At 66.0% G+C, this 17,566-nt stretch carries 14 protein-coding genes; 10 read left to right on the top strand and 4 right to left on the bottom strand.

From position 1 onward, the window contains the following. Window positions 1-13: 13 nt before the first annotated feature. The 9 genes from carA (at window position 14) to ACX80T_RS04430 (ending at window position 11,619) form a co-directional block, all read left to right on the top strand. Window positions 14-1,210, top strand: coding sequence for a glutamine-hydrolyzing carbamoyl-phosphate synthase small subunit (carA, locus tag ACX80T_RS04470; protein WP_459303887.1), 1,197 nt, complete (start codon window positions 14-16; stop codon window positions 1,208-1,210). After that, window positions 1,211-4,525 (top strand): carbamoyl-phosphate synthase large subunit, encoded by a 3,315-nt coding sequence (gene carB, locus ACX80T_RS04465; RefSeq protein ID WP_459303818.1) that lies wholly within the window; start codon window positions 1,211-1,213, stop codon window positions 4,523-4,525. It abuts the gene before it with no gap. Further along, window positions 4,512-5,393, top strand: coding sequence for an orotidine-5'-phosphate decarboxylase (gene pyrF, locus ACX80T_RS04460; RefSeq protein ID WP_459303817.1), 882 nt, complete (start codon window positions 4,512-4,514; stop codon window positions 5,391-5,393). The genes carB and pyrF overlap by 14 nt, the downstream gene beginning before the upstream one ends. A 105-nt stretch (window positions 5,394-5,498) precedes the next feature. Next, the gene (gene mihF / locus ACX80T_RS04455; protein WP_019482808.1) at window positions 5,499-5,828 is read left to right on the top strand and encodes an integration host factor, actinobacterial type; all 330 of its coding nucleotides are present in this window, start codon (window positions 5,499-5,501) and stop codon (window positions 5,826-5,828) included. 26 nt (window positions 5,829-5,854) lie between these two features. Continuing rightward, window positions 5,855-6,436, top strand: a complete 582-nt coding sequence (gene gmk / locus ACX80T_RS04450; RefSeq protein ID WP_459303816.1) for a guanylate kinase — start codon at window positions 5,855-5,857, stop codon at window positions 6,434-6,436. A gap of 56 nt (window positions 6,437-6,492) precedes the next feature. Beyond that, window positions 6,493-6,756: a DNA-directed RNA polymerase subunit omega gene (rpoZ, locus tag ACX80T_RS04445; protein ID WP_019482806.1), complete on the top strand. Its 264-nt coding sequence runs from the start codon at window positions 6,493-6,495 to the stop codon at window positions 6,754-6,756. 21 nt (window positions 6,757-6,777) lie between these two features. Continuing rightward, window positions 6,778-8,058: a bifunctional phosphopantothenoylcysteine decarboxylase/phosphopantothenate synthase gene (locus ACX80T_RS04440; RefSeq protein WP_459303815.1), complete on the top strand. Its 1,281-nt coding sequence runs from the start codon at window positions 6,778-6,780 to the stop codon at window positions 8,056-8,058. An 80-nt stretch (window positions 8,059-8,138) separates the two neighbouring features. Further along, the gene (gene metK / locus ACX80T_RS04435; protein ID WP_459303814.1) at window positions 8,139-9,353 is read left to right on the top strand and encodes a methionine adenosyltransferase; all 1,215 of its coding nucleotides are present in this window, start codon (window positions 8,139-8,141) and stop codon (window positions 9,351-9,353) included. Between the two features lie 73 nt (window positions 9,354-9,426). After that, on the top strand, window positions 9,427-11,619 hold the full coding sequence (locus tag ACX80T_RS04430; RefSeq protein ID WP_459303813.1) for a primosomal protein N': 2,193 nt from the start codon (window positions 9,427-9,429) through the stop codon (window positions 11,617-11,619). Between the two features lie 124 nt (window positions 11,620-11,743). On the opposite strand, the gene ACX80T_RS04425 is transcribed toward ACX80T_RS04430, so the two are convergent. Genes ACX80T_RS04425 through ACX80T_RS04410 form a run of 4 tightly spaced genes read right to left on the bottom strand, consistent with a single transcriptional unit; the run spans window position 11,744 to window position 15,516 of the window. Further along, window positions 11,744-12,838: a glycosyltransferase family 4 protein gene (locus ACX80T_RS04425; RefSeq protein WP_459303812.1), complete on the bottom strand. Its 1,095-nt coding sequence runs from the start codon at window positions 12,836-12,838 to the stop codon at window positions 11,744-11,746. Further along, complete coding sequence (locus ACX80T_RS04420; protein WP_459303811.1) at window positions 12,835-13,731, bottom strand: alpha/beta fold hydrolase; 897 nt, start codon at window positions 13,729-13,731, stop codon at window positions 12,835-12,837. Before ACX80T_RS04420 ends, ACX80T_RS04425 begins: the two co-directional genes overlap by 4 nt. 2 nt (window positions 13,732-13,733) lie before the next feature. Beyond that, window positions 13,734-14,570 carry an aldo/keto reductase gene (locus tag ACX80T_RS04415; RefSeq protein ID WP_459303810.1) on the bottom strand — a complete coding sequence of 279 codons (837 nt, stop codon included), beginning with the start codon at window positions 14,568-14,570 and terminating at the stop codon, window positions 13,734-13,736. Window positions 14,571-14,598: 28 nt separating this feature from the next. Continuing rightward, a complete protein-coding gene (locus tag ACX80T_RS04410; protein WP_116777938.1) occupies window positions 14,599-15,516 on the bottom strand; it encodes a sugar-binding transcriptional regulator in 918 nt (305 codons plus the stop codon). Between the two features lie 225 nt (window positions 15,517-15,741). Here ACX80T_RS04410 and ACX80T_RS04405 point away from each other — a divergent pair, with 225 nt between their 5' ends. Continuing rightward, window positions 15,742-17,490 (top strand): glycerol-3-phosphate dehydrogenase/oxidase, encoded by a 1,749-nt coding sequence (locus tag ACX80T_RS04405; RefSeq protein WP_459303809.1) that lies wholly within the window; start codon window positions 15,742-15,744, stop codon window positions 17,488-17,490. Window positions 17,491-17,566 lie beyond the last annotated feature (76 nt).

The following is a 17,566-nucleotide window of genomic DNA, read 5'->3' as shown; positions in this document are numbered from 1 at the left end:
CGCTGCCGTTCTGATGCTCGAGGACGGCCGGATCTTCCGCGGCCGCAGTTACGGGGCCGAGGGCACCGCCCTCGGCGAGGCGGTCTTCGCCACCGGCATGACCGGATACCAGGAGACCATCACCGACCCGTCCTATGCCCGCCAACTGGTGGTCCAGACGGCACCCCACATCGGCAATACCGGGGTCAACGCCGCCGACGCCGAGTCCCGCCGCATCTGGGTGGCCGGCTACATTGTGCGCGACGCCGCCCGGAAACCCTCCAACTGGCGGTCTGAGCAGAGCCTCGACGGTCAGCTCCGCGACCAGGGCATCGTGGGCATCCAGGGGGTCGACACCCGGGCGGTCACCCGCCATCTGCGCGAACGCGGCGCAATGAAGGCGGGAATCTTCTCCGGGCCGGCTGCGGCTGGATCCGATGCCGAATTGCTGGCGCTCGTCGCCGGTCAGGAGTCAATGCAGGGTGCCCGGCTGGCCGAGGAAGTCAGCGCCACCAGCCGGTATGTGGTCGAACCGTCCGACAACGGCTGGGAGGGTGAGCCCCTGTTCACCGTCGCCGCGCTGGATTTGGGCATCAAGTCCATGACCCCCAAGCACTTCGCCCAGCGCGGCGTGCGCACGATCGTGCTGCCCGCCAGCTCAACCTTCGACGACGTCGCCCGGGAGTCACCGGATGGCGTGTTCATGTCCAATGGGCCCGGCGACCCTGCGACCGCCGACCCCCAGGTCGCCCTGCTGCGGGAAGTGCTCGACGCGCGGATCCCCTTCTTCGGGATCTGCTTCGGCAACCAGATCCTGGGGCGCGCCCTGGGGTTTGGCACCTACAAACTCCGGTACGGCCACCGCGGCATCAACCAGCCGGTGCTGGACCGGCGCACCGGAAAGGTGGAGATCACCTCCCAGAACCACGGCTTCGCCGTCGATGCTCCCGTCGATGGTCCGACCCAGGCGCCCGAGGGGCGCTTCGGCAGGGTCGAAGTCAGCCACGTCAGCCTCAACGACGACGTCGTCGAGGGCCTCGTCTGCCTCGACCTGCCGGCCTTCTCCGTCCAGTACCACCCGGAGGCAGCAGCGGGACCCCACGATTCGGCGTACCTCTTTGACCGGTTCATCCAGCTGATGGGTGACACGCGGTCCTCCGACCAGCCGAGCAGCGACGCGAACGACAGCGACACGAACGACAGCGCCGCAAACGATAAGGAAGCAAACTAGATGCCACGCAGAACTGACCTCAAAAGCGTCCTGGTTATCGGCTCAGGACCCATCGTCATCGGGCAGGCCGCCGAGTTCGACTATTCGGGAACGCAGGCCCTGCGGGTATTGAAGGAGGAGGGCCTGCGGGTCATCCTGGTCAATTCCAACCCGGCCACGATCATGACCGACCCGGAGTTCGCCGACGCCACCTATGTGGAACCCATCACCCCCGAGGTGGTCGCCAAGATCATCGAGAAGGAGCGCCCCGACGCCCTCCTGCCCACCCTCGGCGGCCAGACCGCCCTCAACGCTGCGATCGCACTCGACAAGAACGGCGTACTGGACAAGTACGGTGTTGAACTGATCGGCGCCAACATCGCAGCAATCGAACTGGGGGAGAACCGCGAGAAATTCAAGGGCGTCGTCGCCCGCTGCGGCGCCGAATCCGCCAGGTCGATGATCATCCATTCCATCGACGGTGCGCTCGAGGCAGCCGATGACCTGGGCTACCCGATGGTGGTGCGCCCCTCCTTCACCATGGGCGGTCTCGGCTCGGGTCTTGCCTACAACGAGAAGGACCTGCGCCGCATTGTTGGCCAGGGACTGCAGTACAGCCCCACCACCGAGGTCCTCCTCGAGGAGAGCATCCTCGGCTGGAAGGAATACGAGCTCGAGATGATGCGGGACAAGAACGACAACGTGGTGGTGGTCTGTTCTATCGAGAACTTCGACCCGGTCGGCGTCCACACCGGGGATTCCATCACCGTGGCCCCGGCCATGACCCTCACCGACCGCGAATACCAGCGGCTGCGTGACATCTCGATCGCTATCATCCGAGAGGTCGGCGTCGACACCGGCGGCTGCAACATCCAGTTCGCCATCGAACCGGATACCGGCCGGATCGTGGTCATTGAAATGAACCCGCGGGTGTCCCGGTCCTCGGCCCTGGCTTCCAAGGCCACCGGCTTCGCGATCGCGAAGATCGCCACGAAGCTCTCCCTCGGCTACACCCTGGACGAGATCCCGAACGACATCACCAAGAAGACGCCGGCCTCCTTTGAACCGACCCTCGACTACGTGGTGGTCAAGGTGCCCCGGTTCGCGTTTGAAAAGTTCCCGGCGGCCGATCCCACCCTGACCACCACCATGAAGTCGGTGGGTGAGGCCATGGCGATCGGCCGGAACTTCACCGAAGCGCTCCAGAAAGCCCTGCGCTCCCTGGAGCAGAAGGGCTCCCAGCTGTCCTTTGACATCTCAGCCGACATCGACGTGCCGGCTCTCATCAGTGCCGCCAGGCGCCCCACCACCGAGCGGCTCGCCCAGGTGCAGCAGGCGCTCCTCGGTGGTGGCACCGTTGACGAGCTGTACCAGGCCACAGGAATCGACCCATGGTACCTGGACCAGCTGGTCCTGCTCAACGAGGTGGCGGAAACTATCCGGGAGGCACCCGCGCTGACCGAGGAAATGCTGCGCCTCGCCAAACGCCACGGCTTCTCCGATGAACAAATCGGGGCGCTGACCCACACCCCCGAAGCGGTGGTGCGCGGGGTACGCCATGCGCTCGGGGTGCGGCCGGTCTACAAGACCGTCGACACGTGTGCCGCCGAATTCGCTGCCTACACTCCCTACCACTACTCGTCCTACGACGAGGAAGACGAGGTGGGCCCCCACGCCCAGCCGTCCATCATCATTTTGGGATCCGGGCCCAACCGGATCGGCCAGGGCATCGAGTTCGACTACTCCTGCGTCCACGCGTCGATGGCGTTGCGCAAAGCCGGCTACGAAACGGTGATGGTCAACTGCAACCCGGAGACCGTGTCCACCGACTACGACATCTCCACCCGGCTGTACTTCGAGCCGCTGACCCTCGAGGATGTCCTCGAAGTCATCGCGGCCGAGGAACGCACCGGCGGCGTGATGGGCGTGTTCGTGCAGCTTGGCGGGCAGACTCCGCTGAAACTCGCGCAGGAACTGGCCGACGCCGGCATCCCGATCCTGGGCACGTCCCCCGAAGCCATTGACCTGGCCGAGCACCGCGGCGCGTTCAGCCGGGTCCTCGACGCGGCAGGGCTGATTTCGCCCAAGAACGGCACCGCCGTTTCGTTCGAGGACTCCAAGAAGATCGCCGACGAGATCGGGTACCCGGTGCTGGTCCGGCCGTCCTATGTGCTGGGCGGCCGTGGCATGGAAATCGTCTACGACGAGGCCAACCTGTCCCGTTATATCGCCAACGCCACCGAGATCACCGAGGCGCATCCGGTCCTGATCGACAGGTTCCTGGAAGACGCCATCGAGATCGACGTCGACGCCCTGTACGACGGCACCGACCTGTACCTCGGCGGCATCATGGAGCATATCGAAGAGGCGGGAATCCACTCCGGCGACTCGGCCTGCGTTCTGCCACCGATCACCCTCGGAGCCGATATCCTGCAGCGCGTCCGTGAAGCCACCCTCGCCATCGCTGAAGGCGTCGGGGTCCGGGGTCTGATCAACATCCAGTTCGCGTTGGCCTCCGATGTGCTCTACGTCCTGGAAGCGAACCCGCGTGCCTCGCGCACCGTGCCGTTCGTCTCCAAGGCCACCGGTGTGCAGCTCGCCAAAGCCGCGGCGCTGATCGGCACGGGAGTCTCCATCGCGGCCCTCCGGACCGAGCATGGTCTGCTTCCGGCGACCGGCGACGGCGGGGACCTCCCGCTGGACGCTCCGGTCTCGGTGAAGGAAGCAGTGCTGCCGTTCAGCAGGTTCCGCACCACCGACGGCACGGTAGTGGATTCACTGCTCGGCCCCGAGATGCGGTCCACCGGTGAAGTCATGGGCATCGACAAATACTTCGATACCGCCTTCGCCAAGAGCCAGTCGGCTGCCAACGCAGCACTGCCGACCGAGGGCCGGGTGTTTGTTTCGGTTGCCAACCGGGACAAACGGTCAATCATCATGCCGGTCAAACGTCTCGTGGATCTCGGCTTTGAAATACTGTCCACCGGCGGCACCGCCGATGTGCTGCGCCGCAACGGTATCCAGTCCACCACGGTGCGCAAGATTGCCGAGGGCACCGGGGAACACGGTGAGGGAACTGTGGTCGACCTGATCACCGATGGCACCATCGACATGATAATCAACACCCCCACCGGCGGGCAGGCCCGCGGCGACGGGTACGAGATCCGGGCCGCGGCGACGTCGTACGGTCTTCCGGTGATCACTACGGTGCCCGAATTCGGTGCTGCGGTGCAGGCCATCGAGGCCATGCGGTCCTACGAGTGGTCGGTCACCAGCCTCCAGGAACACGCCGCTAACCTTCGGGTTGCCACCGAAGCCCGCGATGCCGCACGGTAACGGAACTTTCGGGGTCCGGCTTGCGGAGCGGATGCGCAGCAGGGGCAACCTGTGTGTGGGCATTGACCCGCACCCGGCGCTGCTGCGCGACTGGGGGCTGAACGACGACGCCGCCGGATGCGAACGCTTCGCCATGACCGTGCTGGACGCGGTGGGGGAGACCGCCTGCATCCTGAAACCGCAGGTGGCATTGTTTGAGCGGCACGGGTCGGCTGGGCTGGCCGCCCTGGAACGCCTGCTGGCTGCCGCCGCGGACCGGGAGGTGCTGACGATAGCCGATGCGAAGCGCGGGGACATCGGCTCGACCATGGCCGCCTACGCCGACGCGTGGCTCCGGGACGGGTCAGCCCTGGCCGCCGATGCGGTGACGCTGAACCCGTACCTGGGGTTTGAATCGCTGCGCCCCGCCCTCAACCTTGCCGCAGAAACCGGTCGAGGCGTCTTCGTGCTCGCGCTGACCTCCAATCCGGAGGGAGCTGACATCCAGCACGCCCAGGTCCGGGACCCGGCAGCCGCCGGGAACCAGGGTGGGGCCAGTATCGGCCGTGCAGTGGCCCGGATCATTGCCGACGCTGCTGCGTGGGAGAACCGCGACGCCGTCGGTCTTGGATCGGTGGGCCTGGTGGTGGGTGCCACGGCGGGCGCAGCAGTGCGCACGCTGGGCCTGGAACTGGGAAAGCTGAACGGTCCGATTCTGGCACCCGGGATCGGCGCCCAGGGCGCGGGGCGAGCCGAAATCGCTGACACGTTTGGCGGGGCCTCAGCCCTGGTCCTCGGAAGTGCCAGCCGCAGCATCCTCGCTGCGGGTCCCGAGCACGGCAAGTTGCGGGCGGCAGCGGAACTGGCGCTGGCTGAGCTCGGCAATTGATTTTGGGCCGCAACTACGGATAGGTTCAGTGCAAGCCCATTCCACAAGAATTTGCATCTACCCGAGCGATCAGCGCGGGACGGTGCCTACTGCAGGGGAGCACTTGTGAGCTTGAAGCCGCTATCGGACTCCGAACGGACGCAAGCGCGCGAGAAAGCCACTGCCGCCCGTGCGGTCAGGGCTGAACTGAAAGTGAAGCTGAAGACCGGTGAGACCACTGTCAGCGAAGTGGTCAACGGGATGTCCGAGGATGAAGCCGTCAGCCGGTTGAAAGTCCTTGACCTCCTGAAGGCTCTCCCCGGGGTCGGTGAGGTGCGGGCAGCAGGCATCATGAACGACGTCGGCATCGCCGCCACGCGCCGCGTGCGCGGGCTGGGTGTCCACCAGCGACAAGCATTGATCGAACATCTAGCAAAGCAGGATCCAACGCCCTGACCGGGGCGAGCCAAGGACGCCTGTGAGTGAGGAACCACGTGTCGCAGCCTCGGCTGACAGTACTCGCCGGGCCGACGGCCGTCGGCAAGGGAACCGTCTCGACCTACATTCGCGATAACTACCCCCAGGTCTGGCTGTCGGTCTCCGCCACCACCCGGCCAGCCCGTCCCGGCGAGCTCGACGGCGTCCACTACTTCTTCGTCAGCAACGAGGAATTCGATGACCTGGTCGGGTCGGGCCAAATGCTCGAATGGGCCCTGGTCCATGGGCGGAACCGGTACGGCACCCTGCGACGCACCGTTGACGCGGCAATGGCCGACGGCAAATCGGTGCTCCTGGAGATCGATCTGCAGGGCGCGCGGCAGGTCAAGGAGTCAATGCCGGAAGCGAATTTTGTGTTTCTGACCCCGCCCAGCTGGGACGAAATGGTGCGTCGGCTGGTCGGCCGCGGCACCGAAACGGAACAGGAGCAGCAGCAACGGCTGGAAACCGCTAAACTAGAACTTGCTGCGGAACCTGAATTCGATCACACGGTGGTCAATGACAGTGTTCAGCGTGCAGCGGACGAGCTTGTATCACTGATGGGACTAAGCCCGCAGGAGCGCTAACGCGCGGTCCGCGAGCCGATGTTCCACCAACAATCTGAAACATTTACGGAGTATTTGTGTCAACACAGCCTGAAGGCATCATCAACCCGCCGATTGACTCCCTGTTGGAGGCATCGGACTCGAAGTATGCCCTGGTGATCTACGGAGCCAAGCGCGCCCGCCAGATCAACGCGTACTACTCCCAGCTCCACGAGGGCCTGTTCGAGTACGTCGGCCCACTGGTCGACACCCGTCTGAACGAGAAGCCACTCTCAATCGCCCTGCGCGAAATCAACGAGGGCATGCTCGTCGCCACGCCGGTCGAATCCACCGAGCAGTAGCTTTATCCAGCTGCCAACCACGTGCGCATAATTCTGGGAGTCGGGGGAGGGATTGCCGCCTATAAGGTGGCTGCCCTCCTCCGGCTTTTTACTGAGGCGGGGCACAACGTGACGGTGATCCCCACCGATGCTGCCACCCGGTTCGTGGGGACCGCCACGTGGGAGGCGCTGTCAGGCAATCCAGTCAGCAACAGCGTGTTCGACGACGTCGACAAGGTCAACCACGTCCGGTTGGGGCAGCTCGCTGACCTCGTGGTCATCGCCCCGGCCACGGCCGACCTGCTCGCGAAGTCGGCAGCGGGGATGGCCCCCGACCTTCTCACCGGGACTTTGCTGATGGCCAGCTGCCCCGTCCTGATGGCACCCGCCATGCACACCGAGATGTGGCAGCACCCCGCTACCGTCGCCAACGTGGCCACCCTGCGGAGCCGGGGTACGCTCATCCTCGACCCGGCCTCCGGACGATTGACCGGCACCGACTCGGGTGCTGGCAGACTCCCCGAGCCCGCTGAAATTTTCGCGGCAGCAATGGCCGCCTATGACGCTGCCCACGGTCGACCTGACGCCCAGCACACCGGGTCAGGCGCCAAAACCGGGGCCGGAACCCTGTCCGCCCCCGGTTCCCTCACCGGTCGCCGTGTGGTCATTACCGCCGGAGGCACCCGCGAACCCATCGACCCGGTGCGCTACCTCGGTAACCGTTCCTCAGGCAAGCAGGGGATGGCGCTGGCCGCGGCGGCTCTCGCCGCGGGGGCAACTGTTGAACTGATCCTCGCCCACGTCGAAGTCCCGGCGCCAGACGGCGTCGAACTGGTCCAGGTCGAAACCGCCGAGGAACTTCGGACCGCGACCCTGCGCGCCGCCAAGCAGGCCGATGCGCTGATCATGGCAGCAGCCGTGGCGGATTTCCGCCCCGCCGAACAAATTCTCACCAAAATCAAGAAACGTGCCGACGGCGTCGACCCCGTCATCACCCTGGTCCGCAACCCCGACATCCTCAGGGAAGCCGTAGAGCAGCGAACCGCGGCGGGCGCCGGACCCGTGATCGTCGGGTTCGCCGCCGAGACCGGAGACCCGACCGCTGATCCCCTGAGCCACGCTCGGGAGAAACTCGCACGCAAAGGCTGCGACTATCTGGTGCTCAACCAGGTGGGCGACGGCAGGGTGTTCGGACTGGATGACACGGCAGCAACCATCCTTGCTGCTGGTGGCACCGAACCTGTTGAGGTCATCGGAACCAAAGCCGAGGTAGCCACTGCCGTGGTGGCCCGGTTAGCAGCAGCCCTTGCGGGCCGGGGCTAGCCGCCCGCACGCCACCCGGCACCGCACACAGTCCGTCACCCAACCGCCGTCCTGTCGGTCGAACCAAGTAGAGTGATCAAGTGAATTCAGCCAATCCCGTTCGCAGCGACCTGCGCCTGTTTACCTCGGAATCAGTCACCGAGGGCCATCCGGACAAGATCTGTGACCAGATCAGTGACGCCATCCTCGACGCCATGCTCAAGAAGGATCCCAAATCCCGGGTCGCTGTGGAAACCCTCGTCACTACCGGACTGGTGCATGTGGCCGGCGAAGTCACCACCGAGGCCTACGTGGAAATCCCGGAACTGGTCCGGCAGACCCTCCTCGGTATCGGGTACGACTCCTCGGCCAACGGCTTCGACGGCGCACGGTGCGGCGTGTCGGTGTCCATCGGACAGCAGTCACCAGATATCGCGAACGGCGTGTTCAACTCCCTGGAGACCCGCCAGGGTACCGGGCTCGACCCGTACGACGCGCAGGGCGCCGGCGACCAGGGCATCATGTTTGGTTACGCCAGCGACGAGACGGCAGTGCTCATGCCGACGCCCATCTGGTTGGCGCACCGGCTGTCCGAACGTCTGACGACCGTCCGGAAGGATGGCACCCTCGATTACCTTCGTCCCGACGGCAAGACCCAGGTCACCATCGGCTACGACGGCGACATCCCGGTATCGGTCGACTCCGTGGTCGTTTCTTCCCAGCATGCCCAGGGCGTGAACCTGGACCAGCTGCGGGCCGACCTCGCCACCTACGTGATCGATCCGGTGCTGGCGGCGTCCGAGCTGGATATCAGCAACGTGCGGCACATCCTCAACCCGGGTGGTGATTTCGTGATCGGCGGCCCGGTGGGCGACGCAGGACTGACCGGACGCAAAATCATCGTTGACACCTATGGCGGCATGGCCCGGCACGGTGGCGGCGCGTTCAGCGGCAAGGACCCCTCAAAGGTCGACCGTTCGGCGGCCTACGCGATGCGCTGGGTAGCGAAGAACGTGGTGGCGGCAGGCTTGGCCCGTCGCGCCGAAATTCAGATCGCCTACGCGATCGGGATGGCCCAGCCAGTGGGAATCTACGTTGAAACCTTCGGCACTGAAACGGTCGACCCGGCCGCTATTGGCAAAGCCATCCGCGAGGTGTTCGACCTTCGCCCGCTGGGCATTATCAACGCCCTTGACCTGCTGCGCCCGATCTACCAGAAGACCGCTGCTCACGGCCATTTCGGCCGCGAGGACGTCGGCTTCAACTGGGAACTCACCGACCGGGTGGACAAGCTGCGGAGCTATTTCAACGCCTAGGACGGATCCGGCCGGTAGCGGACACGGGGACGGCTCCGACGGCGGCGTCACTTCTCAGCCCCCGCACCGGACCGTGCCCGCTGCGTCCCCCAGCGGCGGGGCCGGCGGGGCTGTCCAGCTGTCGCTCCTCCAGGGCTTCCCGACAGCCCCACGGGCAGTCGGTGCCACCGTCCCCGCAGGAACCCTGCCGGTCGCCCAGGTCATCCTTGATTCGCCCCTGACCCACCTCGACCGGGTCTTCGACTACGCCGTTCCCGCGGAGCTCGCCGACGCAGCCCAACCCGGGGTGCGGGTCAAGGTGCGCTTCAGCGGGCGGGAATTCACCGGGTTTATCGTCGCACGCACTGCCACCACCGAAAGCGCCAAGCGGTTGCTGCCGCTGGCGAAAGTGATCTCCGAGCAGCCGGTTCTCACGCCCGAAGTACTGGCCCTCAGCAGGGCAGTCGCCGCCCGGTACGCGGGAACCGTCAGCGAAGTTCTGAAGGTCGCCATCCCGCCCCGGATGGCGCGCGTTGACGCTGCCTTCGCGGTGACAAGTGAGGAGGCTGCTGCCGGGGTTGTGGGCACTTCCGAGCCCGCAGCAGGTCAACCCGAGACAGGTGCGGGTCAACCCGAGACAGGTGCGGGCGCCGGGGCTGCGCTCCTCACCCGCTACGCCAACGGTGCCACCTTTTTGCGGCACCTCGCTGCCGGGCACAGTCCCCGTGCCGTGCTGACCAGCCTGGGCGGCTACGGGGCAAGCGACTGGCCAGCGGAAATCGCCGAGGCGGTAGCTGCTGTGTGGCACACAGGACGCGGGGCCGTCGTCGTCGTGCCTGACCAGCGGGACCTGGCACGGGTCGAAGCGGCATTGGACCAGCGCCTGGGCGCCGGAAACATTGCGCGACTGACCGCCGAGGACGGGCCAACGCCCCGGTACCGGAACTTTCTCAGGCTGCTGAGCGGGCAGGTGCGGGTGGCCGTCGGCACCCGGTCTGCCGCCTACGCGCCGGTCCAGGACCTGGGACTGGTGTGCCTGTGGGACGACGGCGACGACCTGCATCAGGAGCAGCGCGCTCCCTACCAACATGTCCGGGAGGTGCTACTGCTTCGCGCCGAGCAGGAGGGTTGCGCTGCGCTGCTCGCCTCCGGAGCCCAAAGCACCGAGGCTCACCGGTTGGTATCCACCGGCTGGGCGCAGGCAATTGTCGCCGACCGTTCCGAGGTTCGTCGAAGCACCCCGCGGGTCATCCATACGGGGGACGAGTTTCAACTGGCCCGCGATCCGCTCGCTGCCAGGGCCCGCATCCCGCATGCCGCGTGGAAGGCTGCCTCCGAGGGGCTGGCGCACGGCCCGGTGCTGCTGCAGGTGGCACGCACTGGATTTTCGCCGGCGCTGGCCTGTGAGGAGTGCCGCGAGCCTGCCCGGTGCACCGTGTGCACCGGTCCGCTCGCCCAGACCGGGCGCGGGGGCGCACCGGGATGCCGCTGGTGTGGCAGGCCGGACCTGCGGTGGAGTTGTGCCAACTGCGGGGGCCAGCGGTTGCGCGCCACGGTTGCCGGGGCAACCCGGACCGCAGAGGAACTGGGGCGGGCCTTCCCCGGGGCGACGGTCTACTCTTCCGCCGGCGAGCACATTCTGGACACCGTGCCCGACCGGCCCTCGGTGGTGGTCGCCACCCCCGGCGCAGAGCCACTGGCCCCCACCGGTTACGCGGCGGTGATTCTGCTTGACGGTTCGGCGATGCTCTCCCGCGAGTCGCTCCGGGCGGGGGAGGACACCCTGCGGCGCTGGTTCACCGCTTCGCTGCTGGCCCGCCCTGCCGCCGACGGCGGACTGGTGGTCATCACGGCCGACGATTCGACGGCGGTGGGTCATCTGGTGCGCTGGGACCCGCAGGGCGCCGCTGGCCGTGAACTTGCCACCCGCAGCGAACTCGGACTGCCGCCGGCCGTCCGGTTCGCGGCGCTGACGGGATCGCGGGAAGCGCTGGCAGTCTTTACCGCAGACCTCGATTCCCGGCTCTTCCTTCGCACCGTTGGCCCGATGCCTGTCGGCGGGCAGCCCGGTCGCACCGCGGGAGGGCGTCCTTCGGGACTAGGCCCACGAGCCGACAAATCCGACACCCAGACCTCCAGCGCGGACCAGCACCGGCTCCTGCTGTTTTTCAGCTACCGCAGCGCACCCGCAGCGACCGCCTGGCTGAAAGCCCGCAAGGCAGCCCTGTCAGCCAGGGGAACGTCAGAGCCGGTCCATGTCCGCTGCGACGCGGCCGATTTGATCTAACGCACCGGAAGACCCCCATCTGCCGGCGCCCATCCGTGTGCTCATTCGTGTGCCCATCTACCGGCGCCCGCCTGCCGGTGGCCATCTACCGGCGCCCACCCGACGGCGCCCACCTGCGTGCTGACTACCGGCGCCAGGGCGGCTTGCCGGCATGCTCGACCGTTGCAATAGCGGCAGCCTCAAGCAACTGCTCGGCCGACCGGTCCCAGGAATACGTTCCGGCCTGCATCCTGCCGGCCCGGGAGGCGGCATGCCACTGGTCAGGTTCGGCCAGGGTCTTGACTGCCGCCGTGAACTGTGTCGGATCGTCGGGGTCAACATAGAGGGCCGCAGCCCCGCCCACCTCCCTGAAGATCGCGGTGTCCGCGGCGATCACCGGGGTGCCGGCGGCCATTGCCTCAATGACCGGCAGCCCGTATCCCTCGGCTCGGGACAGCGTCACGAGCGCCGCCCCCGAACGCAGCAGCTCCTGGTACCGCTCGTCACTGACCCCATTGTGGAAGATCACCTGTTGGCCGGGCGGGATCAGCAGTTCCAGTTCCCTCCGCCGGGCATCGGTGATACGGCTCAGCAGATGCAGCGTGTACCCATCGAGTCCCCGCATTCCGGCCAGGATCGTTTCGACATTCTTGTACGGCATGAAGGAGCCCATGTAGAGCAGGTCCCGCCCGGGTTCAACTCCCTCGGGGCGCACCACGGTGTCCGGCTGGGGTGCGTTGCCGACGATCCGGACCGGACGGCGGGTCAGCCGGTGTTCACTCATTTGCCCCCGGGTGGTCTCGGAGATGGTGGCGACGACGTCGGCCCGGTTCAGCAACACCCGCTGCGGCCAGTAGGCGAGGTGGTACAGCCGCCAGAGGGTCCGGACCGGCAAGGGCAGGGAACCGGGCGGTTGGGGATTCTGGTAGTAGATCAGATCATGCAGGGTGAGCACGAGCGGGTACTTCCGGCCCCAGCTGCCCATGGTCTGCATGGGGCAGACGACGACGTCGGGGCGCAGCCCGTTGATCTGGCTTGCCACGAATAGTTCCCGGGGGGACAGGGGAGAGGTGATCAGCACGTGGGGTACGTCGGGCAGGAGGCCGAGCTGTCGGTGGTCGGAGATGAGCATCGCCACGTCTGCCCGTTCCGCAACCGCCGCAATCAGGCTGGCCCCGTAGCGGCTGATGCCGTCGTGATGGTCCAGCCGGGTAAACCGGGCGTCGAACAGGATCCTCATTCGGGTCGTCCTGCCAGGAAGTTTTCGATCAGCCGAGCCGCTTCGTCCGGGGTCTCGTAATGCACCAGATGACCCACCTCGGGAATGATCTCAAGCCGGGCATCCGCGATCAGGCCAGCGAGGTCGCGTTGACCGGCCACCGAGCCCAGGTCATCCTTTTCTGCGGCAATCAGGAGGACCGGCATGGCCAGTCGTGTTGCCACATCCCTGACCGTCCCGGTAATGGAGGCCTGAAACGCCTCCAGCAGCACCCGGCGGCTGGCATAGGTGCTGAAGTAGCTCAGATGTTGTCCGTGGATGTACCTGCGCAGCGCCCGGTCCTTGGTCTTCGCCATCATCGCACTCATGCCGAGGACAATCCCCGGATTACCGAGCAGCGCGAGCCCCAGCTTCTCGGGCATGGCCGCCCCTACCCGGTAGTACACGGCCGCCAGTTTGGAAGCGAGCCGGTTGGCACCTTCCAGCGCGGGTTCGCAGATCGGGTTGATCAGCACCAGGGCCGCGATCGCCGACGGATGGGCGGCCGCCCACCGCGCCGCGACGATGGATCCGAATGAATGGCCGAGCAGCACCGTGGCGGGTCCCAACGCCAATGCGGTGAAGCTGAAGCCCACGAAATCGGCGTAGGCGTCGACGTCGTGCACGCCGTCGAGCGCCTCGGACTGGCCGAAACCGGGGAGGTCGGGCACCACAATCCGGTGAGACGGCAGCGCTTCGACGATGCGGAGCAGGCCGTGGTGATCGCCCCTGAACCCGTGCACCATGAAGAGGGTGGGCACGTTCGCGGGAGCGCCGGGCGCCGGGGCGAAATCCCAGTACCGCTGCGTTGCGCCTAGGTAGGAATGGGTTGTCTCAGTGGCCTGGCGCGTCACGGTGATGGCGGTGGGAACCAATGCTAGTTCACCTGGTCTGGGTGCGAACCAAAGCGGGTGTTCCGCTCTAGACCCTCAATGGCCGCGAGCTGTGCGGGGCTCAGCTCGAAGCCGAAGACATCGAGGTTGCTGGCGATCCGGTCGGGGCTGCTGGCCTTGGGGATGACCAGGTGGCCGGACTGCACATGCCAGCGGAGGACAACCTGCGCCGGGGTCCGGTCCAGCTCCGCGGCAATCGCCCCGATCACCGGGTCGGCCAGGATCGCACCGCGGCCCAGCGGACTCCACGCCTGGGTGCGGATGCCGTGGGCGTCATGGAACTGCCGCAGTTCCTCCTGCTGGAGGTAGGGGTGCAGTTCAATCTGGTTGACGGCCGGGACCACCGACGTTTCGCCGAGCAGACGCTCCAGATGGGGAAGCTGGAAGTTGGAGACACCCACCGCCCGCACCCGGCCATCGTGGTACAGCTGCTCCAGGGCGCGAAAAGTATCGACGTATTGATCCCGGGCCGGGCAGGGCCAATGAATCAGATACAGGTCAACGGAGTCCAGACCGAGCGCCTGCTGGGAGGCGTCGAAGGCGCGGAGGGTCGAGTCGTAGCCATGGTCGTCGTTCCACAGCTTGGTGGTGACAAAGACGTCGTTGCGCTCCAGCCACCCAGCACCGACGGCGTCGTTGATGGCACCGCCGACCCCCGCCTCGTTGCCGTACATGGCGGCGGTATCGATGGTGCGATACCCAATTTCGAGGGCCTGGGCGCAGAGGTCGTGGGTCGTCTCGGGCGGCACCTTGTAGACGCCGTACCCGACCTGGTCGATTTGTACCCCGTTATTGAGCGCGATTTTCGGTGCCTTGTGCATACCTTGACAATACCGAAGGGCGATTGGGTCAGCGGGACCCGCCGTGCACCAGCCGCCGCGCCGACCCTTCATCGAGGATGAGGTCGGTGGCGAGCCCGGCCGCCAACGCGCCGCGCAACCCGTTGATCTTTGTCTCGCCCGACACGACGCAGATCCGCCGGCGCACCTGCCGGAGCAGATCCAGTTCGGGTCCGGTGCTGCGTTGGTTGAGGAGCAGGTCGCTGTGGGTGCCGTCGGCGCGGAAGAACATGGTTGCGACATCGCCAACCACCTGGTGCTCGTCCAACGCCCGGAGGTCGTCGTCGTCGAGGTAGCCGCCCGAGTAGACATGACTGGGGATATTGGCGTCGATGGACCCGACGCCGAAAATGGCCATCGTCATGCGTCTCTGGAGGTCCAGGATTCTCATCACGCTCCGTTCGGCCCACATTGCGGTTTTGGTTTCGGCGTGGTCGAAGAAGGCCGGCACGGGGAACTGCTCCACCCGGGCGCCATAGGCCTGCCCGAACCGGCGGAGGATTTCGCTGGCATAGGTGATGCCGGTGGTCTGCGTGTTGCCGGCGCCGTTCAACTGCACAATGGTGCTGTCGTGGGTGACCTTGCGGGTCAGATGATGGCTGACAGCGCTGAGGGTCGAACCCCAGGCGACGCCGATAATGGCGTTCGAATCGACCAGCGGACCGATGGTCCGGGCCGCCTGGATGGCTACCCGGTCGAGGACGTCGGAGTCGCTCACGATGTCGGTCACCGGTACCACATGGGCTTCCACCCCGAACTGTCGCCGGATCTGCTGTTCCAGCGACGGTGCCCGCTGCAACGGATTGTTGACCTGGATCTGCACGAGCCCGGTGTCCCGGGCCATCGACAGGAGCCGTGACACGGTAGATCGTGAGGTCCGCAATTCCCGCGCGATGGCGTTCATCGTGAGGTCCTGCAGGTAGTACATCTGCGCGGCCCGCAGGGCGTCACCGCTCCGGGACCGCTTGAAGTCCTCAGCGGAAGATTGTGCAGCGGGGTCCGATCTTTCAGCCTTTGGTCGAACGTTCATAGCCAAATCCTCCGTCACTTCTGCACGTATGTGCAACACCATTGACTATTATTCCCAGCATTTCAAGAATAGGTGGGACGGCTGCGGATCCAATGCAGCCTGCAAACTGTTGAGGAGAATGTTTTGGCTGAGTCCGCCAGTGCGAATGGTGCCACAAGCACGCCCGCTGAACGGCCGGGGGTGCAACGGTTGAAGGAAACGCCGCGCGCGTCGGTGCTGATTATTGGTGGCGGCATTAACGGCGTAGGAACCTTCAGGGACCTGGCGCTGCAGGGTGTCGACGTAACACTGGTGGAACGCGGTGACTACTGCCAGGGCGCCTCCGGTGCTTCCTCGCACATGATCCACGGCGGTATCCGGTACCTCGAGAACGGCGAGTTTCGGTTGGTCCGCGAGTCAGTGGTCGAGCGCAACGCCCTGCTGAAGACAGCGCCGCACTACGTCAAGCCGCTTCAGACCACTATCCCCATTTTCAGTACCTTCTCCGGAATTCTCGCGGCTCCGCTGCGGTTCCTGACCCACCGTCAGCACGGCCAGCCCCGCGAGCGGGGTGCCTTCCTGATCAAGGCGGGCCTGACCATGTATGACTGGTTCTCCAGGGATGGCGGCGCCGTACCGCGTCACCGCTTCGCCGGTCGCAAGGCGTCGCTCGCCCAGCTGCCGGACCTGCGGCCTGATGTGCGCTACACGGCCACCTACTTCGATGCATCGGTGCACAACCCCGAGCGGATGACCCTCGATGTGCTCCGCGACGGCCTTGCCGCCAATGCCGAGGCGCGGGCCACCAACTACGTCAGCGCCATCGGCCGTGACGGCGATTCGGTGCTGCTCCGCGACGAGCTCACTGGCGAGGAATTCGCCTTCGCCGCCGACGTCGTCGTGAACGCGACCGGCGCCTGGGTGGACGGGACCAACGATTCGCTGGGCGAACGCAGCAAGTTCATGGGCGGCACCAAGGGCTCCCATATTGTCCTCGACCACCCCGAACTGCTGGCGGCCTGCGCAGGGCGTGAAATCTTCTTCGAGCACACCGACGGCCGGATTGTGCTGGTCTACCCGATCGGCGACCGCGTTCTGGTGGGCACCACCGACATCGATACCGATGTGGACACCCCGGCCGTGTGCACCCCCGAAGAGGTGGATTACTTCATTGAACTGATCGGACACGTCTTCCCGGCCATCGTCGTCGAGCACGGCCATGTGGTCTACAGCTTCTCCGGTGTCCGACCACTGCCACGGCACGACGACACGCAGCCGGGCTTCGTCTCCCGGGACTACCGGATTGAGAAGCGCCAGGATCGCTCCGGCGCCCGGACGGTGACCACCCTCAGCCTGGTCGGCGGCAAGTGGACCACTTTCCGCGCACTGTCAGAGCACATGACCAACGACGTCCTGGAAATCCTCGGCAAGCGCCGGACGACGACGACGGCGGGTCTTGCCATCGGCGGCGGGAAGGGGTTCCCGAGAACTCCCTCCGCAGAGAAGGCCTGGGTGAGCGCCCACATCGAACCGGGGCTGTCGGCCGAGCGGGTCGAGGGTCTGCTGACCCGATACGGGACCCGTGCCGTCGACGTCATCGAGTACCTGCGGGCGGGCCAGGATCAAACCTTTACCTCCACCAGCGAGCTCAGCCACCGCGAGTTGGCGTACATGGTCGAACAGGAACAGGTAGGCCATGTGGCTGACGTCTTGATCCGCCGGACCTCGATCGCCTTCAGGGGACTGGTCAGTACCGAACTGTTGCACGAGCTAGCGGACACCCTCGCGCCGCTGCTGGGCTGGAACGGTGAGAAGGTGCAGGCTGAGATTGAGCTGGCTGAACGGGTGCTGCGGGACTGGCACAACGTTCACGTTGAAGATTTGGTGGCGTAGCCGGGATCTGGCGCGCAACCATTGCCGCTCCCGGAGCGGATGCAGGACCAACGGCAGCTGTTGCCGGGGGGAGCAA

This window comes from Arthrobacter sp. Sr33 (genome assembly GCF_054511195.1).
The sequence above is the reverse complement of the archived record's forward strand: the minus strand, read 5'-3'. Positions and strand labels throughout refer to the sequence as shown.

Coding starts and splice junctions, on each gene's coding strand:
- carA (WP_459303887.1), top strand. CDS start 14: ATGCTCGAGGACGGCCGGATCTTCCGCGGCCGCAGTTACGGGGCCGAG.
- carB (WP_459303818.1), top strand. CDS start 1,211: ATGCCACGCAGAACTGACCTCAAAAGCGTCCTGGTTATCGGCTCAGGA.
- pyrF (WP_459303817.1), top strand. CDS start 4,512: ATGCCGCACGGTAACGGAACTTTCGGGGTCCGGCTTGCGGAGCGGATG.
- ACX80T_RS04425 (WP_459303812.1), bottom strand. CDS start 12,838: ATGAGGATCCTGTTCGACGCCCGGTTTACCCGGCTGGACCATCACGAC.
- ACX80T_RS04415 (WP_459303810.1), bottom strand. CDS start 14,570: ATGCACAAGGCACCGAAAATCGCGCTCAATAACGGGGTACAAATCGAC.
- ACX80T_RS04410 (WP_116777938.1), bottom strand. CDS start 15,516: ATGTACTACCTGCAGGACCTCACGATGAACGCCATCGCGCGGGAATTG.